Annotated in this window: 25 protein-coding genes and 1 pseudogene; 23 read left to right on the top strand and 3 right to left on the bottom strand. The window is 30.5% G+C overall.

Features of this window, described 5'->3' with window-relative positions:
- The first annotated feature begins 687 nt into the window (after positions 1–687).
- Together OW730_RS12335 and OW730_RS12340 are read left to right on the top strand one after the other, a co-directional pair.
- A complete protein-coding gene (locus OW730_RS12335) occupies positions 688–1,422 on the top strand; it encodes a hypothetical protein (protein ID WP_271229316.1) in 735 nt (244 codons plus the stop codon).
- 218 nt (positions 1,423–1,640) lie between these two features.
- Entirely contained in the window at positions 1,641–2,810 is a 1,170-nt protein-coding gene (locus OW730_RS12340; RefSeq protein WP_271229317.1) for a hypothetical protein, read from the top strand.
- Between the two features lie 447 nt (positions 2,811–3,257).
- Here the strand turns inward: OW730_RS12340 and OW730_RS12345 are convergent, their stop codons facing one another.
- Entirely contained in the window at positions 3,258–3,839 is a 582-nt protein-coding gene (locus OW730_RS12345; RefSeq protein WP_271229318.1) for a CPBP family intramembrane glutamic endopeptidase, read from the bottom strand.
- A 559-nt stretch (positions 3,840–4,398) separates the two neighbouring features.
- Between OW730_RS12345 and OW730_RS12350 the strand changes: the two are divergent.
- The 16 genes and pseudogenes from OW730_RS12350 to OW730_RS12425 form a co-directional block, all read left to right on the top strand.
- Positions 4,399–4,785 (top strand): annotated as a pseudogene (locus OW730_RS12350) (ATP-dependent DNA helicase); the annotation flags it as partial.
- A 13-nt stretch (positions 4,786–4,798) separates the two neighbouring features.
- Complete coding sequence (locus tag OW730_RS12355; RefSeq protein WP_271229319.1) at positions 4,799–5,044, top strand: hypothetical protein; 246 nt, start codon at positions 4,799–4,801, stop codon at positions 5,042–5,044.
- Positions 5,045–5,236: 192 nt separating this feature from the next.
- On the top strand, positions 5,237–6,103 hold the full coding sequence (locus OW730_RS12360; protein WP_271229320.1) for a substrate-binding domain-containing protein: 867 nt from the start codon (positions 5,237–5,239) through the stop codon (positions 6,101–6,103).
- A gap of 83 nt (positions 6,104–6,186) precedes the next feature.
- Positions 6,187–6,876, top strand: coding sequence for an ABC transporter permease (locus tag OW730_RS12365; protein WP_333781277.1), 690 nt, complete (start codon positions 6,187–6,189; stop codon positions 6,874–6,876).
- A gap of 1 nt (position 6,877) precedes the next feature.
- Entirely contained in the window at positions 6,878–7,600 is a 723-nt protein-coding gene (locus OW730_RS12370; RefSeq protein ID WP_271229321.1) for an ABC transporter ATP-binding protein, read from the top strand.
- 191 nt (positions 7,601–7,791) lie between these two features.
- Entirely contained in the window at positions 7,792–8,283 is a 492-nt protein-coding gene (locus OW730_RS12375; RefSeq protein WP_271229322.1) for a MogA/MoaB family molybdenum cofactor biosynthesis protein, read from the top strand.
- Positions 8,284–8,358: 75 nt separating this feature from the next.
- Complete coding sequence (locus OW730_RS12380) at positions 8,359–9,588, top strand: molybdopterin molybdotransferase MoeA (RefSeq protein WP_271229323.1); 1,230 nt, start codon at positions 8,359–8,361, stop codon at positions 9,586–9,588.
- A gap of 13 nt (positions 9,589–9,601) precedes the next feature.
- A complete protein-coding gene (locus tag OW730_RS12385) occupies positions 9,602–11,512 on the top strand; it encodes a molybdopterin biosynthesis protein (RefSeq protein WP_271229324.1) in 1,911 nt (636 codons plus the stop codon).
- A 113-nt stretch (positions 11,513–11,625) separates the two neighbouring features.
- Positions 11,626–12,585 (top strand): GTP 3',8-cyclase MoaA, encoded by a 960-nt coding sequence (gene moaA, locus OW730_RS12390; protein ID WP_271229325.1) that lies wholly within the window; start codon positions 11,626–11,628, stop codon positions 12,583–12,585.
- A 13-nt stretch (positions 12,586–12,598) separates the two neighbouring features.
- Positions 12,599–13,078, top strand: a complete 480-nt coding sequence (gene moaC, locus OW730_RS12395; protein ID WP_271229561.1) for a cyclic pyranopterin monophosphate synthase MoaC — start codon at positions 12,599–12,601, stop codon at positions 13,076–13,078.
- 18 nt (positions 13,079–13,096) lie between these two features.
- Positions 13,097–13,531, top strand: coding sequence for an MOSC domain-containing protein (locus OW730_RS12400; protein ID WP_271229326.1), 435 nt, complete (start codon positions 13,097–13,099; stop codon positions 13,529–13,531).
- A gap of 172 nt (positions 13,532–13,703) precedes the next feature.
- On the top strand, positions 13,704–14,141 hold the full coding sequence (locus OW730_RS12405) for an MOSC domain-containing protein (protein WP_271229327.1): 438 nt from the start codon (positions 13,704–13,706) through the stop codon (positions 14,139–14,141).
- 15 nt (positions 14,142–14,156) lie between these two features.
- Positions 14,157–16,064 carry a sigma-54-dependent Fis family transcriptional regulator gene (locus OW730_RS12410; RefSeq protein WP_271229328.1) on the top strand — a complete coding sequence of 636 codons (1,908 nt, stop codon included), beginning with the start codon at positions 14,157–14,159 and terminating at the stop codon, positions 16,062–16,064.
- Positions 16,065–16,250: 186 nt separating this feature from the next.
- Complete coding sequence (locus OW730_RS12415) at positions 16,251–18,068, top strand: aldehyde ferredoxin oxidoreductase family protein (RefSeq protein WP_271229329.1); 1,818 nt, start codon at positions 16,251–16,253, stop codon at positions 18,066–18,068.
- 275 nt (positions 18,069–18,343) lie between these two features.
- Entirely contained in the window at positions 18,344–18,568 is a 225-nt protein-coding gene (locus OW730_RS12420; RefSeq protein WP_271229330.1) for a MoaD/ThiS family protein, read from the top strand.
- 10 nt (positions 18,569–18,578) lie between these two features.
- On the top strand, positions 18,579–19,259 hold the full coding sequence (locus tag OW730_RS12425) for a HesA/MoeB/ThiF family protein (protein ID WP_271229562.1): 681 nt from the start codon (positions 18,579–18,581) through the stop codon (positions 19,257–19,259).
- A gap of 62 nt (positions 19,260–19,321) precedes the next feature.
- On the opposite strand, the gene OW730_RS12430 is transcribed toward OW730_RS12425, so the two are convergent.
- A complete protein-coding gene (locus OW730_RS12430; protein ID WP_271229331.1) occupies positions 19,322–20,269 on the bottom strand; it encodes a phosphotransferase family protein in 948 nt (315 codons plus the stop codon).
- A gap of 325 nt (positions 20,270–20,594) precedes the next feature.
- Between OW730_RS12430 and OW730_RS12435 the strand changes: the two genes are divergently transcribed.
- From OW730_RS12435 to bioA, 5 genes are all read left to right on the top strand, one after another.
- A complete protein-coding gene (locus tag OW730_RS12435; protein WP_271229332.1) occupies positions 20,595–21,356 on the top strand; it encodes a Nif3-like dinuclear metal center hexameric protein in 762 nt (253 codons plus the stop codon).
- Between the two features lie 60 nt (positions 21,357–21,416).
- Positions 21,417–21,965, top strand: coding sequence for a D-glycero-alpha-D-manno-heptose-1,7-bisphosphate 7-phosphatase (locus OW730_RS12440; RefSeq protein ID WP_271229333.1), 549 nt, complete (start codon positions 21,417–21,419; stop codon positions 21,963–21,965).
- Between the two features lie 271 nt (positions 21,966–22,236).
- Entirely contained in the window at positions 22,237–22,824 is a 588-nt protein-coding gene (locus OW730_RS12445) for a biotin transporter BioY (protein WP_271229334.1), read from the top strand.
- 57 nt (positions 22,825–22,881) lie between these two features.
- Entirely contained in the window at positions 22,882–23,598 is a 717-nt protein-coding gene (gene bioD, locus OW730_RS12450) for a dethiobiotin synthase (protein ID WP_271229335.1), read from the top strand.
- Positions 23,599–24,945 (top strand): adenosylmethionine--8-amino-7-oxononanoate transaminase, encoded by a 1,347-nt coding sequence (gene bioA / locus OW730_RS12455; RefSeq protein ID WP_271229336.1) that lies wholly within the window; start codon positions 23,599–23,601, stop codon positions 24,943–24,945. It abuts the gene before it with no gap.
- Positions 24,946–24,980: 35 nt separating this feature from the next.
- Here the strand turns inward: bioA and OW730_RS12460 are convergent, their stop codons facing one another.
- Positions 24,981–26,279 carry an MFS transporter gene (locus OW730_RS12460; RefSeq protein ID WP_271229337.1) on the bottom strand — a complete coding sequence of 433 codons (1,299 nt, stop codon included), beginning with the start codon at positions 26,277–26,279 and terminating at the stop codon, positions 24,981–24,983.
- Positions 26,280–26,435: the final 156 nt, after the last annotated feature.

The following is a 26,435-nucleotide window of genomic DNA, read 5'->3' on the forward strand; positions in this document are numbered from 1 at the left end:
TTTTCTCTAACCCTTAAGTGAATTATTTCATTTTCTTAAATGAGTTATATACGGTTGGTTTTTGAGCCTATACTAATCAAATACTATAAAGTTATTTTTGGGGATTTAATATTAATTTCTCAAAACCTATTTCTAGGTAATTGGATGTAGAATATTATGAAATTAGATAGACTGAAAATTGTAGGAAAAAAGTAAAAAAGTAAAAAATGAATAATCCAACTAAATACTTAGGCAATATTTAGCGTTAACAAATAAATGCAAAAATGTAAAAAATACTATTGACCATAAATACATATTATGGTAAAATAAACACATATTTTAAAAAAGTGAAAAATATGAGACTACTACAAGTTTGGTTCTTACTTTTATCTTACTATGCAACATGAATGATGTTTGTGGTAATTTGAAAATGTACCCTTTAAGTCTTTTAGTAGCGTGGTACATTAAATCATCTCCCAAAAGCACTTTTTAATAACTTAGTAGAAGCCTCAAAAACAGTATCTTTTAGACAATACAGTAAGTCAAAAAAAGTAGGACAAGTAGTTGTAAAAGGTTTTGATAATTAAATTAAACAATAGGGGGGTATATGATATAGAAGTAAAATTCAATAATTAATACTATTGCTTGGCTAGATTAAAATTAAGTAGAGTGAATAAAAAAATAGAATTTAAATGGAGGAATTAAATTATGAATAAAAAAAGAACTATGTCTATGTTATTAGTACTAGTATTTGTTTTAAGTTTTGCGTCACCAGTATCTGCAAAAGAAAGGTTACTTCTTGGTAAGTATACTATAGAACAAGTATCTGAAATTACAGGCTACCCTGTAAATGACTTAAAAAGATATGAAAAGAAAGTTGGAGATAAATTTGAGAGTGAAGTTGCCAAATTTATTGAGCGAGCACAAGCGCCTAGGGCACAAAGATCTGGAATTTCCGTTATGTCGTGGGGAGATAATAGTGGTAGTGGGCTACCATTTAGTGTATCTACTTATGCTAGAGTTGGTTATATACATGTAACAGCAGACGACTCTACCCCTATCATTAACCATGGACATGCTGCTCTAGCAGTAAGTAGTACTAAAAATCTTGAAATCTATAATAAGAACGATACAAGTAAAGTTAGGTCAAATGATATATGGAACACTGTAGATACTTATGCATTATTGAGTGTAGATGTTTCTTATACTGATAGAAAAAAAGCTGCTGAGTATGGTAGTGAGCATCTTGTGGGATTAAGTTATGATTTTTTAGCTTCAACAGATAGTTCTAAGGTGAACTGTGCATCATTAGTTACAAAAACTTACAAAGAATCTGGAGTGTTAGATATGTATCCATGGTTTGGTTGGAGCACTATCATTCCTTTAGATTTAGTAAACAACTCTCATACAACTAAGTATAAAGTTCATAATTTCCCTTGGTAAGTCTAAAATAATGGGTTAAACAGGGAAAATATGATACTAATATTTTAATCTAGTCAATCAATAGTATTAAGTAATATAATAGTATTAAGTAATATAATAGTATTAAGTAATATAATAGTATTAAGTAATATAAAGTAGTATTTATGCTTCGTCTTGTTAATGGAGCATTGTGTAAGGATAAAACAGAGCGCGTCTTAGGAATGTAGGAGGGTTTAAATATGTGTAGAAAAAAAAACACATTACGTATGAATAAAAAGAATGTAGGGATTATGATTATAGTGTTAGTAGTTTTACTGGTATCAGCTACAGTATACGTACTAAACAGACCCACAAGTAAAATTACTATGAGTTACTTAACAGATAATAAAATGCAACTAGATATGCTAAATGATTTGGAATTTGTCTCGATTTATGGCGCACCACAGTACTTTGGCTATGATTCATATGTCTACAATGATAAAAAATTTACTGAATATGGTGAATACATAATAAGTACTGAAGGTCCTATAGATTCTAAATTACTAGAGGATTTTATAAAAGCCAATGATAGTATTAAAAATCATACTGAGCTTGAAGAGCGTTACGGTCAGATTTCTTTAGTAGAGACTATTGATGATTATACAATTATCGTATGTGATGGTTATTTTGTAACGGCAAAAAGTAAGGAAATGAGTTCCAAAACGAGTACTATATTTAAGTATAACAATAAAGATAGTACTTATGAGGAATATAGCGTTGAAAGTGAGAAACTTCTTTTTTTTAATGAATTGAGTGTTGAAAATAATACTATCTATTTGGTAGGCGTTTATGAAGACTATGACGAAGATGAAACTATTATTTATGAAACAGTACTATATAAAATAACCTCGAATAGTGCTGACAGGTATATGTTATACAGTAATAGAAATATAATATTTTGGGACTCCTACTATATGTGTGATGATTTATTTTTTACCATATATTTAGATGAGGAGAATCAGGCCAATATTGTTGTTTATGACCTGGAAAATATGCAAGAAATAGATAGAGAAAATATAAACAATTATATAAAGGAATACATTAATAAATCACCAGAAATAAGTTATTCCGCGGTTGATGACAGATTATATACTTTTTATAATATAGATGATTACCTAGAAGTGTTAATTTTTTCTTTTGATAATGATGAGTTAAGTATGGTTGAACGAGATAAAATAGAGCTTCCGCATATGTATAGAAAACTAAGTAAAGCTTTTGAGTATGATGGTAGATGGTTTTTATTCTTTGAAGATAGAGTGCTAGGAACAACAATATTTGAATATGACGTAAATAAGGGTACCCTTAACAAGCTTATTCAGTTTAACCTAAAAGATGATAACTTAAATATAATTGACCATGATTTTCAATAGATTTTACTTGTTGCTTTGAATCAATTAAAAAGAATTTGAGGACTGGATGCATTGTGTAGTCACAGTATAGGTGGCATTATAGCCTATGAATTAGCATATAGAATAAAAGGTAGTGATCTTCGTAGTCTGGAGTATTTAATTATATCAGGGAGAAAACCTCCTTATATATGGAATGACGAGAAAATAATACATATGTTATCAAACGATAAAATTAAATATCAAATAGCGGAAACAGTCAATTGATATCAGTTGATTGTTTTACTGTTCATGGAAAATCTTAAAAGCGATAAACCGTCAGGTTTATCGCTTTTATTTCTTAGGTTTAATATTTTAGAGAAAGTAAAGTTGGACTTAGTTTTTTTACTTTTCTAAATCATTATTCTAGCTTTCTGTTACATGAATTGAATATTTTCACCCTTATCATGTAAATAAAACAATTTAATAATCTCATGAAGTGAAGGCTATGAATATTAGAATGGCTAGTAATAAAGAAAATACAATATATATTTTCCCCTTAATTTTATCTGCATGTTTGGCTGTATCTTGGTTAAGATCTTTAGTTATGCTTAAATTTTTTAGCTTTATAATATACCAGAAACTTAGAGAACAACTAATAACCAATATAATCATCAATACATAATTATTTTCTAAGAGAGATACTGAAACATTTGATATATCGCTATATATTTCATTATATTTATTTGGACCTTGTATATATGAAGAAATAACGAAAATACTGTTAGTTAATACATGAAATAATATACCTGGTAATATTGAGTTTGTGTAATGAACTATGTAGCCTATTAATAAAGCAAAGAGTAGCAGTGTTATTAATCTATATGGATTATTATGATATATAGAGAAATAGATAGCTGAAACAACAATGCTAAAATTTGTTCCTAGTTTTTCCGTGCCTCTAATTAGCAATCCTCTGAAAAAAAACTCTTCTGAAATAGGACAGATGATACCTCCTGCTAAAACAAACAATATGGTGGCAAATATGCTTGTAGGGACAGGTTGTGTATTCATTTCAAATCTTAGATTAAATAATTTTAAAATATCTTCTTGTAAAAGAATTAGAATACCTGATATTATATTATATAAAATAAAAATTATTGAACTATAGAATAACTGTTTCTTAGAAACTAGATTCAATCTAAGAGTCGTAATGATGTTTTGTTTTTTCAGTTTTTTACAATAAAAGATTGCGGGGAACATATTTAGTGAGAGTTGTTTTATTAAAATATTAGCAGTAATTATGAAAGTCAATAAAAGAGTATAATTGAATTGCGTACTTACAATGTAGGTTTTATAAAGTATTCCTGTAGAGGTGAATAGTATGTAATGTATGGGGATAATTAAAGCAATATAGTAGTATACTAATAATTCTTTACTATGTCTAAGCTGCATTTTATCACCTTCTTATATGTTTTTTTATTATACATTTATAAGCAGTTATAAGTTAAATGCTTATAATGATTATTATACCATAAAATACATTATAAGGAAATAAGTGATTTGGATATGTAAATTGCATAAAGCTTGATACGTCCAGTGGTTGCTACTGTGCCATCTGTAGCAAGTATAAGAGATTTTATACATTGGAATAGCAAACTTAATGGATGAACAAAACTATGATGTATTAGTATATGATTAGAGAGCGCCTATAGCTAGTATTTTTTATCAATACGAATTAGGGAAATGTGAATATAATTCCCCTAATGGTGTTATTGAAGGAGATGTTAATTTAAAGAGACAATACAAAATTAAGGGCTCTGAACTAGAGTATTTTTTTGATAGCAGCTTAAAAATAAATGATGAAATATTACAAGAAGTGTTGAGCAAGAATTCATCAAATAAGATGAAGCAGATAATAGAGACAATACAGAAAGATCAAGATAAAATAATAAGAGATACTGAGAATGAATTGCTTATTGTACAAGGAACAGCAGGAAGTGGGAAGACTTCTGTTGCTGGCATACATTAAATTGAAAAAACAAGATGCTCATATTAAACGTTCCTTTGTTGCGCCAGCTGGGAATTTCTTCTCAATAGTTTATTTACTAATATTAATTATTGCATGTGTATTGTTTGTTTGGGTTCCTGGACAACCATTTGATTTTGCATATGCTATGCCGATTATTGTAGGACTAGTTGTAGTTATGGGAATTGGTGAAGTTATTATAGTATCTTGTCAGAAAAAATATGGTAAACAGCAAGAAATAAATCAATAAAATAAATTAAAGAGAATATATGATACCTGTAAATGATTAATCATTTACAGGTATTTTGACTTATATAGACCTTATTATTAATATTTTACAAAAATACCATATATTGAAAAGTGGTATTTTTTATGATATAATCCCATTAAAATACAGTCTTATATTTTGAAGTGATGAATTATAAGAAAAGGGGGAGAAAAAATGAGTAAAAAAAGAAAAATTTTTATAGCAGGACTAGTTATAATGTTAGTGTTATCAATGTTTTCAGGATGCGCTAATAAAAATGAAAAGGCACAATCCAATAAAGAGCCAAAGCAAAAAAGTATAATATTAGCAACAACAACAAGTACTGAAAATAGCGGATTATTAGCTGATATACTACCAGATTTTACGGAAAAGACAGGAATAGATGTAAAGGTTGTAGCTGTTGGGACAGGGAAAGCTTTAGCCATGGGAAGAGATGGTGAAGCAGATGTTCTTTTGGTACATGCTAAAGCATCTGAAGAGGAATTTGTTAATGAGGGACATGGAACTGAAAGATTCGATGTTATGTACAATGATTTTGTACTAGTTGGTTCAAAGGATGATAAAGCTAATTTAAAAGAGCTTTCACCAAATGATATATTTAGAGCATTAAGCATTATAAAAGAGAATGAGTGTAAATTTATAACTAGAGGAGATGATTCTGGAACTCATAAGAAAGAATTATCTTATTGGAAAAGTAATGATATAACTCCAGAAGGAGATTGGTACATATCAACTGGACAAGGTATGGGTGCTACTCTTAATGTTGCTAATGAATCATTAGGTTACACATTGACAGATAGAGCAACATATTTATCTATGAAAGAGAATTTAGATTTAGAAATCATTGTAGAAGGCGATGAAAAATTATTCAATCAATATGGTGTTATACCAGTAAATCCTGATAAAAATAATAAAATCAATGCAGAGGGTGCTAAAAAGTTTGTTGAGTGGATTTTAAGTGAGGAAACTCAAAAGCTTATTAGTGAGTTTGGAGTTGATAAATTTGGTCAGAATTTATTTAATCCTAATGCAAATAAATAAGTAAATTATTATTGCTGCTAGTCGTAAAAAGGCTAGCAGTCTCAATTTTATATTTAACAAGGCAGTAAGGGAGGTAATAGAAAGTGGAATATATTTTAAATGGTATAAAAGAAGCGCTTGATTTATTGCTGTCTTTTGATGGAGAAACCTATAAAATAATTGTTTTATCAATTTATGTTTCATTTTTATCAACAATAATATCTTCTTTGATTGCTGTACCGATTGGACTAGCTTTTGCAACAAAGGAATTTAAGTTAAAGAAATTATCAACTAGGATACTATATACTTTAATGGGGATTCCTCCTGTTGTAGTTGGTCTAATAGTTTCACTGTTTTTAGCTAGAAAGGGGCCTTTGGGGGAATTGCAGCTTATGTTCACCCCAACTGCTATGATTATTGCCCAGACAATATTGGTTACCCCTATAATTGCAGGGATAATATTTAATAATTTTAAAGAGAAGGCTGTAGAGATAATAAATGTTTCTAAAACTTTAGGAGCTAACAGATTTCATGTATTTATTTTATTGATAAGAGAAATGCGAGTATATGTATTGATAGCATTAGTTACAGGCTTTGGAAGAGCTATTTCTGAAGTGGGAGCGGTTATGATTGTTGGAGGGAACATTAAAGGACATACGAGAGTTATGACATCTTTTATAGCAATGAACAATAGTATGGGGAATTACTCACAATCTATTGCTATGGGAGTTGTTCTGTTAACATTATCATTTATAACTAATTCAATTCTATACATGTTTGGTATGGAGGAATGATATGGATATTAAAGTAAAGAATTTAAAGAAACAGTATGGAAATAAAATTATTTTAGATATCGAAGAATTAAATTTAACATCAGGAAAAATTTATGGAATAATTGGACCAAATGGAGCTGGAAAAAGTACATTACTTAAAATTATAAGTGGATTAGAAGAACCCACTGAAGGTAAGGTTTATATAGATGGTGAAAGACTTGATGACTTAAAAATGAAACATATAACTTATTCAAATCAAAAACCATATTTGTATAGAACTACTGTATTTAATAATGTGTCTTATCCATTAAAGTTCAGAAAGATGAATAAGGAGAACATTAATTCAACTGTAAATGATATTTTACATGAATTTAAAATAGAACATATTAAAGATAATCAAGCAATAAGTTTGTCTGGAGGGGAAACTCAAAAGGTCGCATTAGCAAGAGCTCTTGTGTTTGACCCAAAATGCCTTCTCTTAGATGAACCAACAGCTAATATTGACCCAGATTATGTAGAAATTATAGAAAAGGCAGTTATAGATAGAAATAAAAAAAATAACTCCACAGTTTTAATCATCACTCATAACATTAGTCAAGCAAGAAGAATATGTGATGAAATTATATTTCTAAATAATGGTAAAATTGTGGAAGTAGGAAATATGAAAGAAATTTTTTTGAATTCAAATAGTAATATTATTAGAAAATTCTTAGATATAGAGTATTGTGCTTTAGAAAAATTATAAGAAATTAATGAAAAGAAAATGCACGGCATTGCTGTGTGTTTTATTTGACTCTATGAGTGTATCGTTATGGAACGAAAAATATAATAGAAAATGTGGTTAGTTATTATTAATGGAAATATATGTAAAAAGTATGATATAATAAATGAAACAGTGTTTTATTTCGGAACAGTTTTGATAAAGGTGGAATGAATATGATAAAGGCAGCAATTTTAACTATTAGTGATAAAGGTTCAAAAGGGGAAAGAGTAGATGGAACAGGTCCAGTAATAAGAAAAATACTTGAAGATAATGAGTATAAGGTGGAATATTATAAAATAATTCCAGATGAAATGAAGGAAATTGAAAAGGAACTTAAATATTTAAGTGATAATCTAAAGATAGAATTGGTTTTAACAAATGGAGGAACAGGTTTTTCGGAAAGAGATGTAACACCTGAAGCAACTAGAAATGTTATTGAAAAATATGTGCCCGGTATTGGGGAAGTAATGAGAGGAAAATCTTTAGAAATAACCCCTAAAGCAATGCTTTCTAGAGCAATTGCAGGAATAAGAAAGAAAACTCTAATTATTAATTTACCAGGAAGCCCGAAGGGTGCTGCTGAAAACTTAGGCTTTGTTATTCCTGCACTTAAGCATGGTATAGAAATAATGGTTGGAAAAGCATCAGAATGTGCTAGGAAGTAAAGCATTAGAATATTCAAAACTCATAAGTGATAATGATATAGAGCTGAGATATCTATAGTTAGGAGATGAAAAACAATGGATTTGTTTAACGTTATATCAGTTGATGAAACTAAAAAGATACTTAATGAAGCTTTTGAAGAAGAAGTTTATTGTGAAGATGTGCATATTAAAAGCGCCTTAGGAAGGATAATTTCTAAAGATATTATGGCTTCAATTAATGTTCCTTCTTTTAGGAGGTCTACAGTAGATGGATACGCAGTGATTTCAAGAGATACTGCTGGAGCAAGTGAAGCGATACCTGCCATGATGAAATTAAAAGGTGAGGTAATTATGGGAGCGGCTCCTTTATGTAAAATTGATTTTCCAGGTGAATGTGTTTATGTGCCTACAGGTGGAATGCTTCCAGAAGGATGCAATGCTGTAGTAATGATTGAATATACAGACAGACTTGATGAAGAGACAATTCTTATTAATAGTCCAGTAGCATACGGAGATAATGTTGTACAAACAGGTGAAGATATTGAAAATGGAGAGAAAGTGCTGGAAAAAGGGACTAAGTTAAGACCATATGAAATTGGGTTGCTATCATGTCTGGGAATAGGTAATGTTCAGGTGTATACAAAACCTAAGATAGCTGTAATTTCAACAGGAGATGAAATAGTGGGATGTGATGAAAATCCTAAACTGGGACAAGTAAGGGATATAAATTCATATATTATATCATCATGTGTACTTGAAGATGGTGGAGAACCATTAAATTTTGGTGTAATTAAAGATAGTTATGAAGATTTAAAAAAAGCAGTAGATGATGCACTGAATAAATGTGATATAGTTTTAATTTCAGGTGGAAGTTCAGTGGGAAAAAAGGATCAAACATTAAAAGTAATTAATGCACTTGAGGATTCTACATTATTAGCTCATGGAATATCCATTAAACCAGGTAAACCAACAATTATAGCAAAAGCAGGTAAAAAAGTTATATTTGGTCTTCCAGGTCATCCATTATCTTGCGCAGTTGTTTATAAAGTGATTGTTAATTATTACATAAATAAGCTAACAAATTATAATAATATAGATTACCCTGTACAATGTAAATTTCCAATCAATTATCATAATTCCAAAGGGAGAGAAGAATATCTTCCCGTTATGCTGGAAAGAAGCGAAGATGGAGAAATTATTGCTAATCCTGTTTTTAGTAAGTCAGGCTTGATTACTGGATTTACAAAAGCTTGGGGGTATTTAAAAATTAAAAAGAATGATGAAGGAATTAAAGAAGGACAAACAGTATATGCATATAAGTTTTAATGGAGGTGGTAAAATGGCTCAAAAAGTTTACTTGTCTAATTATGAATTAAAAGATGCAATTAAAATGTATTTTAATAAATTAACTAACTTAAGAAAAGAAAAAGAGATGATTAATACGTGGGATGCAAATGGAAGAGTTACATCAGTACCAGTATATTCTCTAATGTCCTCTCCCTTTTATAATTCATCTGCTATGGATGGCATCGCAGTTAAAAGCTCATCTACTATAGGAGCAACAGATAGAAATCAAATAGTTCTTGAAGAAGGAAAAGACTATATAGTAGTAGATACAGGTGATCCTATACCTAAGGAATTTGATAGTGTAATTATGATTGAGGATCTGATAAATGTAGATCACAATAAAGTGAAAATTTATAAGAGTGTGATACCCTGGCAGCATATTAGAGCATTAGGAGAGGATATAGTTGAAAATCAACTAATAATTCCTTCAAATCACACAATCAGACCTGTGGACATAGGTGCCATGATAGCTGGAGGGGTAAATAGTGTAGAAGTTTATAAAAAGCCAAGGGTTGGAATTATTCCTACAGGTACCGAAATTGTTGAGCCGGGAACAGAACTAAAAGTTGGAGATATTATAGAATTTAATTCAAGAACTTTTAGTGCTCAGGTTGAAAGTTGGGGCGGTAATGCTAATAGATATAATATTGTGGATGATGTTTATGAAGAAATTAAAGAAACAGTTAAGAAAGCATCAGAAGAAAATGATATTGTTCTAATAAATGCTGGATCATCTGCAGGAAGAGAAGATTATACAGCTAAGGTAATAGAGGAATTGGGAGAAGTTGTACTTCATGGTGTGGCTATAAAACCTGGTAAGCCTGTCATCTTGGGAATTGTAAATAACAAGCCTGTAATAGGTATACCTGGATATCCAGTTTCAGCTTATTTCATAATGGAGCTTATAGTTAAAAAGCTGATTCAAAGCTATCAAGGAATGGAAGGAAAATCTTTAAAAACAGTAAAAGCTACTTTGTCTAGAAGAGTAATGTCGTCACTTAAGCACTTGGAATTTGTAAGAATGAAACTTGGGTATGTAGGAAATAAACTTATAGCAACTCCTTTGACAAGAGGTGCAGGGGCTACCATGTCATTAGTTCGTGCTGATGGAATACTTGAAATTCCTCAAAGTAGTGAAGGAATCGAAGCAGGAGAAGAAATTGAAGTAAAACTTTTAAAGGATGAAGATGATATAAAAAATACTATTGTATGTATAGGAAGTCATGACCCTATTATAGATATTGTTTCAGATTTTATACATATGAGAAATAAGAATTATTTTTTATCTTCTGCTCATGTTGGAAGTATGGGTGGAATTATGGCCCTTAAAAAAGAAGAAACACATATAGCTCCAATACACCTTTTAGATATGGAATCTGGAGAATACAATGTGTCTTACGTTAAAAAATATTTATCAAACCAAAATATTCATTTAATAAAGGGAGTAAAAAGAATACAAGGTTTGATGGTTCAAAAAGGTAATCCTTTAAATATTAAAGGGTTTAAGGATATAGCAGATGGAAAGAAGAAATTTGTAAATAGACAACGAGGGTCTGGGACAAGATTACTACTGGATTATAATCTTAAAAAGATAGGAATTAATCCTAATAAAATATTAGGTTATGAAAGAGAAGAATTTACTCATCTTTCTGTTGCAGCTGCAGTAGCTGCTGGAGATGTTGATTGTGGACTTGGGGTTTATTCAGCAGCTGAAATGATGGAGCTTGACTTTATTCCTTTATGTAAAGAAGAGTATGATATAGCAGTTCCAGAAGAGTATCTTGAAATGGATATAATAAAGGAATTTATTAAAGTAATTAAGAGTGAAGAGTTTTGCAATGAGTTAGATAAGCTTGGAGGATATGATTATTCAGGCATCGGTGAGATAATCAAAATTCAATAATATAGGTATAGATTCCATGTTGAAATTTGATTTATTTAAATAGATTAAAGTATTTTTATCCGAAAGATAATTTTTGAATAAGTTAATTTTCATATATATAAAGGAGATTAAATATGATAGATAAGAAAGGGAGAAAAATAAATTATCTAAGGGTTTCCCTAACAGATAGATGTAACCTTAGATGTACTTATTGTATGCCAGAAGAAGGAATCATAAAAAAATCACATGATGATATATTACACTTTAAAGATATATTGAAGGTGATTAAAGCAGCTTCAAATCTTGGTGTGAAAAAGGTGAGATTTACAGGGGGAGAACCTCTCATTGTAAAGGGAGTAGATGAATTAATATATGAAACTTCAAAAATTCAGGGTATTAATGATATATCATTAACAACAAATGGAATACTTCTAAGTGATAAAATTCATGATTTGAAAAGAGCAGGTTTGAATAGAGTTAATATAAGTCTAGACACTTTAGATAAAGATAAATATAAAGCTATTACTAGAGGTGGAGAATTAAATAAAGTACTGGATGCTATAGATAAATGCCAAGAATTAGGCATTAAATCTATAAAAATTAATGCTGTACTTATTAAAGGATTTAATGACAATGAAATAGAGAGTTTTATTAAGTTAACAAAGGAGAGTACTATCCATGTTCGATTTATTGAGCTTATGCCTATAGGTGAAGGAGTAAAATTTTTTAATGATTCTTTTATCTCATCTAAGGAGATTATTAATAGATATCCTCAATTAATTCCGGTGGAAAGAGAGGAATTTGGTACAGCTGAATTATTTAAGCTTAAAGATGGAAAGGGAAGAATTGGTTTTATTAATCCATTAAGTTGTAAATTTTGTGTTGAGTGTAACAGAATAAGACTTACTTCAGAAGGTGGTATTAAACCATGTTTACATTCAGCAGAAGAATATAATATTAAGAAGTATCTCAATAATGAAGCTATAATGACTAAAGAATTAGAGAATATCATCTACAATAAGCCTTTAGAGCATCACCTTGGAGAGGATAAATTAAGCGGAAGTAAGAAAATGATGTTTCAGATAGGAGGATAAATTGAATATGGAAATGAAAGATGGCTTAACGCATATAAACCAAGAAGGAAGAGCGAAAATGGTTGATGTTAGTGAAAAATCAGAAACTAAAAGAGAAGCAGTGGCATCAGCTAAGATATATATGAAAAAAGAAACACTTGAAAGAATTAAGGAAGGAACAATGAAAAAAGGTGATGTTCTTTCTGTGGCTCAAGTAGGTGGAATAATGGGGGCAAAAAAAACATCAGATATTATACCAATGTGCCACCCTATTATGATATCTGGTTGTGATATTAGTTTTAATTTAGATTTCGAAAATAATAAGGTTGATATTATTGCAACTACTAAAACTATTGGACAAACAGGTATTGAAATGGAAGCATTATCAGCTGTGTCTATTGCAGCACTTACTATATATGATATGTGTAAGGCAATCGATAAAGAAATGATTATATCAGATATCAAGCTATTGAAAAAGACTGGGGGAAAGTTAGGCACTTTTATCGCAAAGTAAAATTTAGGAGGAATAAAAATGGCTAAAGTTGTGGCAATTAATATAAGTGAAAAAAAAGGAGTTATTAAGAAGTCTATTGATAAGGGATTCTTTAAAGTTGAGCATGGTCTTGAAGGAGATGCACATGCAGGGAAATGGCACAGACAGGTAAGTTTACTTGGGCAAGAGAGTATTGATAAAATGATTGCAAAAGGAATTAATGACTTAACACCTGGTAAATTTGCTGAAAATATTACTACAGAGGGCATTGAATTATATGAGCTTCCAATAGGGACTAAATTAAGAATTGGAGAGACGGAGATGGAAGTTACTCAAATAGGTAAAGAGTGTCATCATGGTTGTGAAATACGTAAGCTAACAGGTGATTGTGTTATGCCTAGAGAAGGAATATTTACAAGAGTACTTAAAGAAGGAGTTATTAAGGCGGGAGATGAAATAAAAATCATAAAATAGGTAATCTATGAGATAAAAACAAATGTATAATGTATAATTGATAATGGATAATGATGGATGTTTCTGTTACTCAGAAACTACATCTTATTATTTTATTGAAGAAAAAGCAAAATCATAATAAAGTTTTATATAATTTTATTTATTAAAAATGTTTCTAAAGGAAGTTAAATAAATGGCTAAGGTAAGATTAATTAAAATTAAAAGAAGTAAAGAACTGCCAAGAGATATTGTTAATGAGGTTTATTTTGAAGAAAATAAGGGGTTAAAAGGGGATATCTATGCAGATGGTGGTAACAGACAAATAAGCATATTTGGAACTGATAGCAAAAGAATAATTCAAGAAAATAAAGATCATGGATTATGTACAGTGAAATTTGAAGAAAATATCACTATTGATGGTATAGAGCTATATAAATATCCTGTAGGAACAAAGATTAGAATTGGTGATGCTATACTGGAAATAACTCAAGTAGGGAAAGAATGTTTTAAAGGGTGTTCTATTTATGAAGTATCAAATAAATGCCTTTTAACTACAGAGTGTATATTTGGTAAAGTTAATAAGTCTGGATGGGTAAAAAATGGGGATAAAATTGATATTATCTATAAATAGGGAGGAAAACATAAATTGAAAAGTACGGAGCCTAAACCACATAAACAATATATTGTTCAATCTCATGAAAGATGTTCTTCTCAAGGTATTGATAAGGGTTTGGTATACAGTAGAAAAATATTAAGTGGGAAAAAATTGAGTGAAAAATTGGAAGAGAAGAAAGAACTAATTGTAATTGCCACTCCATTTATGAATTCACTTTATAACTGTGTTAAAGGTTCTAATTTTTTTGCGATTATTACTGATGAAGAAGGTTGTATTTTAAATGTTATGGGTGATAAGGGAATTGTAGATGAAGCTTATAAGCTTAAAATGGTACCAGGTGCCTATATGAATGAAGAGAATATCGGAACAAATGCAATGAGTTTGGCTTTAACACAAAAAGTTCCAGTACAAGTTTCAAATAATGAACATTATCTTGAGTCGTATCACAAATGGACATGTTCTTGTTGCCCCATTAAAGATACTAAAGGTAATATAATAGGAACAATAGATTTAACAGGATACAGTGAAAATGTTCATCCCCATACATTAGGTATGGTGGTTGCTGCTGCTAAGTTCATAGAAAAAATGTTGGAAATTAACAAATACAATGAGGCATTAATTCACAATAATAATCATATTAAAACTATATTCAATACGATTTCAAAAGGTATTATAACATTAGATTTATCAGGAACAATTAAAACTACAAATAAAATTGCTAATGAAATGTTTGGGTTTAGTCAAACTAAAATCTTGGAAATGAAAATTTGGGATCTTGTAGAGGGATGGCAGGAAATTTTAGATACCTTATATTCTGAAAAAAACTTTATTGATGAAGATGTTTATATAAAGTCAAAAAAGAATAAACTGCAGCTTAATGTAAGTGCACATCCAATTCTAGATTCTGAAAAGAGAATTCAAGAAATAATCCTTGTTTTTCAGGAATTAAAGAAGGTAAGGAAATTAGCAGGAAGAATATCTTCTGGACATGCTGTTTACACTTTCAATAAAATTATTGGAGAGAATCAAGAGTTCTTAAAAGTAATAAATTATTGTAATAAAATAGCTAATAGTAGATCAACTATATTGATAACAGGTGAAAGTGGTACAGGGAAAGAAGTATTCGCTCAATCTATTCATAATGCCAGTGATAGAAGAGATGAACCTTTTATAGCTGTAAATTGTGGCGCAATTCCTAGAAGTTTAATAGAGTCAGAGCTATTTGGGTATGAAGATGGGGCTTTTACAGGGGCTAAAAGAGGTGGATGTCCAGGAAAATTTGAAATAGCTGATGGTGGAACTATATTTCTAGATGAAATAGGTGAAATGTCTTTAGATATGCAGACTAAACTTTTAAGAGTAATTGAGGAAAAAGTTATTAATAGAATTGGAGGAAGGAATCCTATACCTGTTAATGTGCGAATTATTGCAGCTACTAATAAAAATTTAAAAGCTGAGGTGGAAAAAGGAAATTTTAGGAATGATTTATTCTACAGATTAAATGTTCTTCCAGTATATTTACCACCATTAAGGGATAGGAAAGATGACATACCATTATTAATAGAATTTTTTATGAATACTGTATCAAAACGTTTAAATAAGAGAAAAGTTGAAATACCTGAGGAATACCTAGAGAATTTAATAAACTATAATTGGCCAGGGAATATAAGAGAACTTGAGAATGTAATAGAGTTAATAATTAACACTGAATCTATGCCTTTAAATTTAGAAAAAAGATCAATAAAACCTGAAACAGATTTTATTGAGATTGAAGAGGAAAATTTAAAACTTGAATATATAGAGAAAAAACATATATTAAGTGTCTTAGGAAAATTTAAAGGTAATGTAACTTCTGCTTCTAAAGCATTAGGGGTGGGGAGAAATACACTTTACAGAAAGCTTGAAAAATATAATGTTGAAATTTCATCATTGAAATAATGTTCCAAAATGGGACGGAGTTCCAAAATAGAACGGTAATGTGTATTTGATGTGTTCTATTTTGGAACTTCTTTTGTTTTGCGTATACAATAAATGAGGAACTTTGGTTGTTTATAAAGTATTTTAAAGTTGGCATGAAAGTTGCTATATATAAGTATATAAAAACTATTGTTTAGGAGGATTTAAATGTACGGATATATAGGAAAAGTTTTAAGAATTAATTTATCAAATAGAAATATTATGCTTGAAAATTTAGATGAAAAGATAGCTCAAAAATTCATTGGTTCTAGAGGTCTTGGAGTAAAAACATTTATGGATGAAGTAGATCCAAAAGTAGATGCATTAAGTGAAGAGAATAAATTTGTAATTGCAACTGGAGCATTAACATCTTCTCCAATGCCAACAAGTGGAAGATATATGGTAATAACTAAATCACCATTAACAGGAACTATTGCAATATCTAATTCAGGTGGACAATGGGGCGCAGTTTTAAAAAATGCTGGTTATGACATGGTAATCATTGAAGGAAAAGCTGATAAGCCTGTATATGTTAATATTGATGATGATAAAGTAGAAATTAAGGAAGCAGATCATTTATGGGGCATGGTTACAACAGATGTAACTGAAAAGTTAAATGAAACATACCCACAATCAAAGGTATTATGTATAGGACCTGCTGGAGAAAAATTATCATTGATGTCTGCTGTTATGAATGACATTGATAGAGCAGCAGGACGTGGTGGAGTTGGTGCTGTTTTAGGTTCAAAAAATTTAAAGGCTATAGTTGTTAAAGGAAGCGGAAAAGTGCAAGTTCCTGACGAAGAGAAAGCTAAGAAAGTTAACCTAGAAAAAATTAAGATTCTAAGAGCTGACCCAGTTGCAGGTCAAGGACTGCCAACTTATGGAACAGCTGTACTAGTAAATATTATCAATGAGAATGGTGTACATCCAGTTAAGAATTTCCAAGAGTCATATACTGATAAAGCTGACTTAATCAGTGGAGAAGCAATGACAGAGAATTGTCTTGTTAAAAAGAATGCTTGTTACAGATGTCCTATTGCTTGCGGTAGACAGGTTAAATTAAAAGATGGAACTGAATGTGGAGGGCCTGAATATGAAACTCTATGGTCATTCGGTTCAGATTGTGATATGTATGATTTAGATGCTATTAATAGAGCAAATATGTTATGTAATGAATATGGACTTGATACAATTTCAGCTGGTGCTACAATAGCTGCTGCTATGGAGTTATATCAAAGAGGATATATTAAAGATGAAGAAATAGAAGATGATGGATTATCATTAAATTGGGGAGATGCAGAAGCTGTTGTTGGTTGGACTAAGAAAATGGGATTAAGAGAAGGTTTTGGTGATAAACTTGCTGATGGTTCATACAGATTATGCGAATCTTATGGAGCAGAAGAATATGCAATGACAGTTAAGAAACAAGAACTTCCAGCATATGACCCAAGAGCAATTCAAGGACATGGAATTACTTATGCGGTAAATAATAGAGGAGGATGTCATATTAAAGGTTATATGATAAATCCTGAAATTTTAGGATATCCTGAAAAGCTTGATAGATTCTCATTAGAAGGAAAAGCTGGATATGCGAAAGTATTCCACGATTTAACAGCAGTAATCGATTCATTAGGATTATGTGTATTTACTACTTTTGGATTAGGTGCTCCTGACTATGTTGATATGTATAATGCAGTTTGTGGAGATATTTACAATGTAGATACTTTACTTGAAGCTGGAGATAGAATTTGGACACTTGAAAAAATATTCAATCTGAGAGCTGGAATTGATAAATCTCAAGATACTTTACCTAAGAGATTATTAAAAACTCCAATTCCAGAAGGTCCATCTAAAGGTAATGTTCATAGATTAGATGTATTACTACCAGAATATTATTCAGTAAGAGGATGGGATGAGAATGGTATCCCAACAGAAGAAACTCTTAGAGAGCTAGGTCTTGAAGAGTATATAGGAACATTTTAATAAAAACTAATGTATAATGTAGAATGGATAATGTACAATGATTGATATTTCACTCTGTGAAATTAAATTTTATTGATGCTTGGATAAAAAAAGGATTACTCTTTAGGTTTAATGAAATATTGTAGTTTAATACAATATTTTATTGCTGATAAAATGAGTAAAATCACTTATCTTAAAGAACAATAATAATGTAGCTTCTCACGCAAGTGAGAAGCATCCATCATTATACATTATCCATTATCAATTATCCATTTGTTTGCGAGGGGGGTAAAAATATGAAAGTAGAAGTAAGACTATTTGCTACCTTCCGTCATGGTCGTGAAAAGAAGCAATTTATGGAATTACATGATGGTGTAACAGTAAGAGAAATAATTAATATATTAGATATAAATGAAGAGGAAGTTGCTATACTACTTATTAATGGTAGGGATGGAACTCTAGATAAAGGATTAGTTGATGGGGATGTTGTATCATTATTTCCACCAGTAGGAGGGGGCTAAGTTTAATATGTTGAATAGATATAAACGGAATATGAACACTTTAACTGAAGAAGAAAATAAAAAGTTAAAGGATTTTAAAGTTTGTGTTATTGGATGTGGCGGACTTGGTGGCTATGTTATTGAAATGTTAGGAAGATTAGGTATAGGTCATATAACATGTGTAGATGGTGATGTGTTTGATGAATCTAATTTAAACAGGCAGATATTAAGTGATGAAATTTCTCTTGGTATGAGTAAAGCTGAAAAAGCCGCACAGAGAATGAAAATAGTGAATTCAATAATTGAAGTTACCTCTATAGATGAGATGTTTACAGAAATAAATGCTGTAGAAACCCTTGAGGGTAATCATGTAGTGGTAGATGCTTTGGATTGTATAGAGTCAAGATTATTACTTCAAAATGTTTGTGAAGAACTTAAAATTCCCTTAATACATGGTGCAATAGCAGGGTGGTATGGACAGGTATCTACAATTTTACCAGGGGATAGAACTTTGGATTTTATTTATTCAAGAAAGAAAAGTTCCAGAGGAGTAGAACAGGAATTGGGTAATCCATCATTTACACCAGCACATATTGCATCTCTTCAAGTAAGTGAGGTTGTAAAGCTCCTTCTTGGAAGAGGGGAAGTACTTACAAAAAAAATTATGTTTATTGATATGTTGAATAATGATTATGATATTATTGAACTATAGCAAATTAAATAATATGAAATATAAAAGCACTTTGAGTTAACTTTCAAAGTGCTTATAATATGCTAAGATTTTTTAGTATCAATATTTTCATTAATATATCTAAGTCCTACCAAATAATAATCAGGATCACGTTCTTTTGCCCAGCAGCAAATACTTAGACCTAAATATAAATAGTACAATTTTTGCTTTTTATTTATACGATTATCATCTATCTTTAAATGTTTTTCGTATCCATTTCTAAAACAATTTGCTAATATGCTATCTTTTTTTCTTAGTTCATAGTAATAACTTAATAACTCCATATCTCTATCCCATGGACAACACATTTCAAAATCAATTATGGATTTTAAAAAGTAGGTACCACAATCCTTTGATACCATAATATTTCTTGAACCATAATCATTATGACATAAGGTTATCTCAACTATGTTTTGTAAAATACTAGTGTTTTCTTTAAGGGTATTATAGGCTTTAACTAATAATTCTTCTTCAGAAATGTTTCTTTCATATACTTTTTTAATAAAGATATCTGCATCTTCATTAAATTGATCTATAAAATTATCATGTGTTTTCTCAAAGATTAAATCTCTGTTCCAATCTCCCATAGAGTTAAATGTCATTGAACTATGTATTTTTCCTAGCTCTTCTCCTAGCTCTACATATAAGTGCTTTAAGGATTCCCTATTTATTTTTTCTTCGATAGTTTCAAGTATTTCACCATTGATATAATGATATAAAATCCATTCCACTCCGTCTTCAAATATACCATAATCAGCAATTTCTGTGATTTTAACATTATACTCATTTAAAGTCTTAGAACAATAAATCTCTCGATTGTGTTTATTTTTTCTAAAGAATATTTTTAATACATATTCTTCATTTGTATCATTCTTTATGTAATATACTAGATGACGATTTAAGTAGTGGTTTCCAATTTCTTTGATTTCTGAAACATTTTTTACTACTTTATTGGCTATTTTATTAATATTTTCTTTGTAGTAATTAATCATTTTTAACTCCTTATAAAATAAAAATTTTGATATAAGTTAATTTGTATAATGATAAAAGTGAATTTTTATCAAATTTTAGCAACAGACAATAATAGTAAACTTATTAAAACTATCAATTAATGAACATTATATCATATTTTAAAGTAATTATATGATATAATTGCCTTTTTATGTAAGAGTAATATATAATAAAATTATTCCATGAGGTATTTAGAGTATGCATCATAGCGTTTATGACTAAAGTTACTGAATAGTATATGATTATGAGTTAGATAAATAGGAATTTGTAGGTAAGATATATATATTATTTTTAGGAGGTAAGTATATGGATGTTTCACATATTGTTGAAAAAATTAATGATCTTTTTAATGTAACAAGTAAGGAAATCTATTCTAGTGAATCTGGGATTACATACAATGCAGATAAAAAAGTTAAAAAATTAGGATACTGTGTTAACCTAACGCTTAAAACTATAGAGAAAGCAAGAATTCATGGAGTTGATATGATGGTGACACACCACGATGCATGGGATGAAATATACGGATTAAAAGAGGCGTGTATAGAAAAACTAGCAGAGTATGGTATAAGTCACTACTATAATCACTTGCCACTTGATGACTGTAACTTTGGAACAAATGATAGTTTATTAAAAAAATTGAATTTAGAAATTATTAAAAGAACCCATGAATGGGAAGGATTATATTTTGGTAGAGTGGCAGAATATGATGAAGATATTGGATTTAATGAATTAGTAAAAAATATTGAAAATGTACTTAAAGAACCAGTAAAATTTTATGGGTTTAATGACAAAAAGGTGAAGCGAGTGGGCTTAGTCTGTGGTAATGGAGGGCCAACAGCCTGCCTTAAGGAAGCTGTTGAAAATAAGTGTGATGTATACATTACAGGTGAATGTGATTTGTCTACGATTCAATATGCTGAGTTTAAAGGGATAAATCTTATCATTGGGAGTCATACTTCCCAAGAAATCTTTGGAATTCAAAGTTTAGCGTTGAAATTGAATGAGCATATAAAAGAACTTGAAGTAGTGAGACTTAATGAAGAGCATTATGAAGCGAATATAAAATAAGACATAAAAAAGAGTATTGAGTAATGGTAGTGAAAATGAAAAGAAAGGATGTGATTATTTATGAGAGCTGTGTTCATTGATTTACAGGGAACATTAGGAGGAGATCCTTTAGGTCATGTTGGGGACTTTCAGTTTTATCCATTTGCTATTGATGCAATCAAGTTGTTGAATGAAAATAATATTCTTGCTATAGTGCTTACAAATCAGAGTAGAATAGCTAAAGGAGACCTTACATTAGATGAGTATAATCAAAAGATTATGAATATTAGGGAAGAGTTAAATAAACAAGGTGCTTACTTAGATGAGATATACTGCTGTCCTCATTCAAGAGATGATAAATGTGAATGTAAAAAGCCTTTAATTGGAATGGCAAAGGAAGCTGAGAGCGAGTTCAATATAGACCTTGAAAAAAGCTACGTCATAGGTGATATGGGAATGTCAGACATGCTTCTTGCCAGTGCTATAGATGCTAAAGGAATTTTGGTTCTCACTGGCGTAGGACAAGGTAGCCTCAATGAGTTTAGGAATACATGGAAGGATGCTGAACCAGCATATGTTGCAGATAATGTATTAGAAGCAGTAAAGTGGATTATAGAAGATATAAAATAAATTTAATTATCTAAGGAGAAAAATTATGGGGTGTAAGTATACTGAGTTCAAAATACAATGGTATTAGGAACTCAGTATTTTAGTATTTAGATATTTAATAAAACTAATTGTAAACCTGTGCAGATAAAATAGTTGACAATGTGAACGACTTATTATATTATACATATGTAAATACGAAAATCATACTAATTTACATAGCTCCGAAAGGGGCTAAAATAATAATTTAATTGTAAACTAATTAAAAAGCAAAAGGTTTACAAAGGAGGGTATTATGAAAGAATTAACTACAGTTAGGAAGATGATTTTGGTTTCATTATTTGCTGCATTAACGGCTATAGGTGCATTTATTAGTATACCTATTCCGTACGTTCCATTCACATTGCAGTTTTTATTTTGCGCATTTTCGGGTGTTTTACTAGGAGCTAAGTTAGGATTCTTGTCTCAATTATTATATGTACTTATAGGATTGGCAGGAGTACCGGTATTTACTAAAGGTGGGGGAATTGGATATGTGTTTCAGCCGACCTTTGGATATCTTTTAGGATTTATAGCAGCTGGATTCATAATAGGTAAGATTATGGAAAAGCAGAATAAGATAAGTTTTGCTAAAGTTTTCATATCTTCTTTAATAGGATTAGGGGTAGTATACATATTAGGAGTTCCCTACTTATATTTCGCATTGAAGTATTTCGCAGGAACACCAATAAGTTGGGCAGCAACAATAAAAGCAGGCTTTATTGTATGTGTTGGTGGAGATATAGTTACATGTGCAATTGTAGGAATTATTTCACCTGCAGTTTTAAAAGGGTTAAAGGCAGCTGGAATAAGAACATATAAACAAATTGAGAAAGAAGTATAGAAATTATTTGAGCTAATTATAAATGTAACACTGGTGTGATTTTGATGAGGTGAGAGAATGAAAAGTGGAATTTTTATTTCAGGTACAGATACTGATGTTGGAAAAAGTGTTGTTTCAGCTATGTTGTTGTACATGCTTAGGGAAAATGGCATAAACGCTTGTTATTTTAAAGCTGCATTGAGTGGAGCAATGCGAGTTGGTGATAATTTGATACCTGGAGATGGAAGGTTTGTTCTCGAAGTTGCTGGTATCAAAGAAAAATATGATAGGATTATTCCTCATATCTATGAAACGCCTGTATCACCACATCTTGCAGGAAGAATAGAATGTGATAAAGTAAGGCCTGAAAAGGTAATTAGCATCTACAATGAACTTAAGAAAGATTATGATTATATTCTTGTTGAGGGGGCTGGTGGATTGATTGTTCCTCTTAATGATCAAGGGTACATGACAAAAGATCTTATAAATGATCTTGATTTAGATGTTATTCTAGTTTCAAGAGCTGGAGTGGGGACAATAAATCATACGTCACTATCAATGGAATATGCAAAAAATGTGGGTATAAATATTAAGGGTATTATTTTGAATGGATACTCTCGTGATAATATTGCTCATGTAGATAATGCTGAAATCATAGAAAAATTAAATGATACAAAGATAATAATGAAGATTCCAAAATTGACAGGAGTAGATGTTGAAAAAAATGAATTTGGGAATTTAAAAGAAACATGTATAAAACTAATGAATAAAGAAATTATTGAGGGGTTGAGATAGATGAAAAGTTATCAAGAAAAGGATCTAAAATATATATGGCATCCTTGTTCTCAAATGAAGGATTATGAAGAATTCCCATCTGTTATTGTAGAAAGAGGAGAAGGAGCATATGTGTATGATCTAAATGGTAAGTCGTATATGGATGCTGTTTCATCATGGTGGGTTAATTTATTTGGGCATAGCAATGAGAGAATAAACAAAGCTGTAAAGAAGCAGATGGATAATATTGAGCATGTAATTTTTGCTAACTTTTCACATAAGAGTGCCATTGATTTTGCTGAAAGAATAGTTAAAATTACTCCTGAGGGGCTTAATAAGGTATTCTTTTCTGATAATGGCTCATCAGCTATTGAAATAGCCTTGAAAATGAGCTTTCACTCGCATATGCTAAATGGAAAAAAGGATAAAAAAAGATTCGTAGCCTTGAGTAGTGCGTATCATGGAGAGACTTTAGGAGCATTATCTGTTGGTGGATTGGATTTATACAGTGAAGTTTACAAGCCTATGTTATTAAATACATTCAGAATTGATAATCCCGATTGTTATAGATGTAAGAATAATAAAAATAGGGAAAGTTGCAAAGCAGAATGTTTTATGGATATGGAAAAGGTTATATTAGAGAATCATTCAGAAATAACTGCTGTAATTGTAGAACCAATGGTTCAAGGAGCTGCAGGGATGAAGATGTATTCTCCAGAGTATCTTAAGAAGTTGAGAAATATATGTGATCAATACGATATTCATCTCATAGCAGATGAAATTGCAGTAGGATTTGGGAGAACAGGAAAGATGTTTGCATGTGAACATGCTGAAATATCTCCAGATTTTATGGTTATATCAAAAGGTGTATCAGGCGGATATATGGCAATGTCGGCAGTGCTTACAACAGATGAAATATACGATACTTTCTATGCAGATTATTCAGAAGCTAGAGCATTTATACATAGTCACACATACTCAGGAAATGCACTAGCATGTGCAGCAGCATGTGAAGTTCTTGATATTTTTGAAGATGAGGATGTTCTAAAAAAGAATGAAGAGAAAAGTAGAAAGATAAAAGAACTAGCACTTAAAAGAGCTGAGGGAAATCCATACGTAGGTGAGTATAGACAGTTAGGAATGATAGGCGCAATAGAATTAGTAGAAGATAAACTTTTAAAGAAACCTTTTGATTGGAAGAAGAGGGTGGGATATGATATATACAAGATAGCTATGGGGAAAGGGTTAGTACTTAGACCTATAGCGAATGTACTATATTTTATGCCTCCATATATAATAGATGATAATGATATTGAATTTATGGTTAATACTGCTTTTGATTCTATTGAGGAATACTTTAGGAAATAATAAAACCACCCAATTTTGGGTGGTTTTTTAAATGCTTACGCAGCTAATTCAGTTGTTTCATCAGTCTTCTCTCTATTGTACTTCTTAGTGTAAGTTACAAGAAGAGTGATAATTGCTATAGCGTAAAGTACACCAGCAACATAGTATGGTAATCTATATCCATCAAGAACAAATCCACCAATTGTAAAGGCAGGAATACTCATAACAAATCCAGCAACTATTGATGATACAGCACGCATTCCTGACATGAATAATGTCTGAATTCCAGATAGTGTAGCTCTCTTTTCTTTAGATACGAAATCAAGAATTAAGCTATACATGATTGGCATACCAAGATTCATTAAACCTGATCTCATAAAGAAAGCAAAAGTAAGTACAGGAATCATTGCAGAACCAAATTTGTCAGCATTAGCTATGATTAACATGAATGGTACAGAAAGTAATCCTGTAGCACCTAATGTAACAACTCTTCCAAATTTCTTAACAAGTAATGGACAAGAGAATATTCCTATAACCATAGCGAAATATTGAATGGAAAGAATATTACCCATTGTTTTTGGGTCAAGTCCTAATCCAGTTTTAAAGAAGTTTGCAAAGAATGGGCAGAAAAGACCAGCACCTAGACCGATTAATCCCATGTAACATAAATAAATAATAACTTCTTTATTTGATATAGCTTTTACATATTCAGCTATAGTAGTTTTTTTCTTAACCTCTGCAGCAGGAATAACATTTTTCATTGGAAGTATTGAGAAAACCCCTATAGCTCCAATACCTGCAAATATATATGTGTAATATTTATAAGCTACTATTTCTGTTAAGCCCATATTTGACTGTAGGAATGTTATTAAGTATCCAGAACAGAAAGTAACTAAAGTAACAGCTAACCAGTATGTACCAAACATAACTGAAGTTACAGAAGTTCTAACTTCCTTTTTAGAAGTAGCGTTTACAAATGGAGCTGGTAAAACTTCATATACACCTTGTGATAAACCAAAAATAAAATTAAGTACGAATAAAATTATAGCACTTCCAACAATACCGTTTAAAACAAGACAAATTGAACCAGCAATTGTTCCAAATAGAAGAATAGGCTTATATCCTATTTTACTAGCAAGCGCTCCTACAGGTACAGCAGATATTGCCATTCCTAATGTATGCATTGCTAATGCAGTACCTAAAACAACAGGAGAAAAGGCATTCTCGATAATTAAATTAAGACCTGTCCAAGTTGCTCCCATAAGTAAACCAAATAATACATTTGTTAAAATGAATAATTTAGCATTACCTGATGCAGTTTTAACATCTGAAATATAATTTTTTAAAGCATTCATTATAAATCCTCCCTTTAAGATGAACTTTATTTAAGTCATACCCTAATTATGTCGCATCTTGTCTAGAGATTCAAATACAAAAATTTAAGATTCGGAATAGATTTTAATTTAACTAAGTGAAGTTTGGAAAAATCTAAATTGAAAGAAAGAAAGTTA

It is taken from the genome of Oceanirhabdus sp. W0125-5 (assembly GCF_027938815.1).
GTDB lineage: Bacteria > Bacillota > Clostridia > Clostridiales > Clostridiaceae > Oceanirhabdus.

What these genes read in the sequence shown, in the direction of transcription:
- OW730_RS12340 (WP_271229317.1), top strand. Translation starts at nt 1,641, where the DNA reads ATGTGTAGAAAAAAAAACACATTACGTATGAATAAAAAGAATGTAGGG.
- OW730_RS12335 (WP_271229316.1), top strand. Translation starts at nt 688, where the DNA reads ATGAATAAAAAAAGAACTATGTCTATGTTATTAGTACTAGTATTTGTT.
- OW730_RS12345 (WP_271229318.1), bottom strand. Translation starts at nt 3,839, where the DNA reads ATGAATACACAACCTGTCCCTACAAGCATATTTGCCACCATATTGTTT.
- OW730_RS12405 (WP_271229327.1), top strand. Translation starts at nt 13,704, where the DNA reads ATGGCTAAGGTAAGATTAATTAAAATTAAAAGAAGTAAAGAACTGCCA.
- OW730_RS12380 (WP_271229323.1), top strand. Translation starts at nt 8,359, where the DNA reads ATGGATTTGTTTAACGTTATATCAGTTGATGAAACTAAAAAGATACTT.
- OW730_RS12435 (WP_271229332.1), top strand. Translation starts at nt 20,595, where the DNA reads ATGGATGTTTCACATATTGTTGAAAAAATTAATGATCTTTTTAATGTA.
- OW730_RS12445 (WP_271229334.1), top strand. Translation starts at nt 22,237, where the DNA reads ATGAAAGAATTAACTACAGTTAGGAAGATGATTTTGGTTTCATTATTT.
- OW730_RS12415 (WP_271229329.1), top strand. Translation starts at nt 16,251, where the DNA reads ATGTACGGATATATAGGAAAAGTTTTAAGAATTAATTTATCAAATAGA.
- OW730_RS12430 (WP_271229331.1), bottom strand. Translation starts at nt 20,269, where the DNA reads ATGATTAATTACTACAAAGAAAATATTAATAAAATAGCCAATAAAGTA.
- moaC (WP_271229561.1), top strand. Translation starts at nt 12,599, where the DNA reads ATGAAAGATGGCTTAACGCATATAAACCAAGAAGGAAGAGCGAAAATG.
- OW730_RS12460 (WP_271229337.1), bottom strand. Translation starts at nt 26,279, where the DNA reads ATGAATGCTTTAAAAAATTATATTTCAGATGTTAAAACTGCATCAGGT.
- OW730_RS12360 (WP_271229320.1), top strand. Translation starts at nt 5,237, where the DNA reads ATGAGTAAAAAAAGAAAAATTTTTATAGCAGGACTAGTTATAATGTTA.
- OW730_RS12385 (WP_271229324.1), top strand. Translation starts at nt 9,602, where the DNA reads ATGGCTCAAAAAGTTTACTTGTCTAATTATGAATTAAAAGATGCAATT.
- OW730_RS12370 (WP_271229321.1), top strand. Translation starts at nt 6,878, where the DNA reads ATGGATATTAAAGTAAAGAATTTAAAGAAACAGTATGGAAATAAAATT.
- OW730_RS12375 (WP_271229322.1), top strand. Translation starts at nt 7,792, where the DNA reads ATGATAAAGGCAGCAATTTTAACTATTAGTGATAAAGGTTCAAAAGGG.
- OW730_RS12420 (WP_271229330.1), top strand. Translation starts at nt 18,344, where the DNA reads ATGAAAGTAGAAGTAAGACTATTTGCTACCTTCCGTCATGGTCGTGAA.
- bioD (WP_271229335.1), top strand. Translation starts at nt 22,882, where the DNA reads ATGAAAAGTGGAATTTTTATTTCAGGTACAGATACTGATGTTGGAAAA.
- OW730_RS12400 (WP_271229326.1), top strand. Translation starts at nt 13,097, where the DNA reads ATGGCTAAAGTTGTGGCAATTAATATAAGTGAAAAAAAAGGAGTTATT.
- OW730_RS12440 (WP_271229333.1), top strand. Translation starts at nt 21,417, where the DNA reads ATGAGAGCTGTGTTCATTGATTTACAGGGAACATTAGGAGGAGATCCT.
- bioA (WP_271229336.1), top strand. Translation starts at nt 23,599, where the DNA reads ATGAAAAGTTATCAAGAAAAGGATCTAAAATATATATGGCATCCTTGT.
- moaA (WP_271229325.1), top strand. Translation starts at nt 11,626, where the DNA reads ATGATAGATAAGAAAGGGAGAAAAATAAATTATCTAAGGGTTTCCCTA.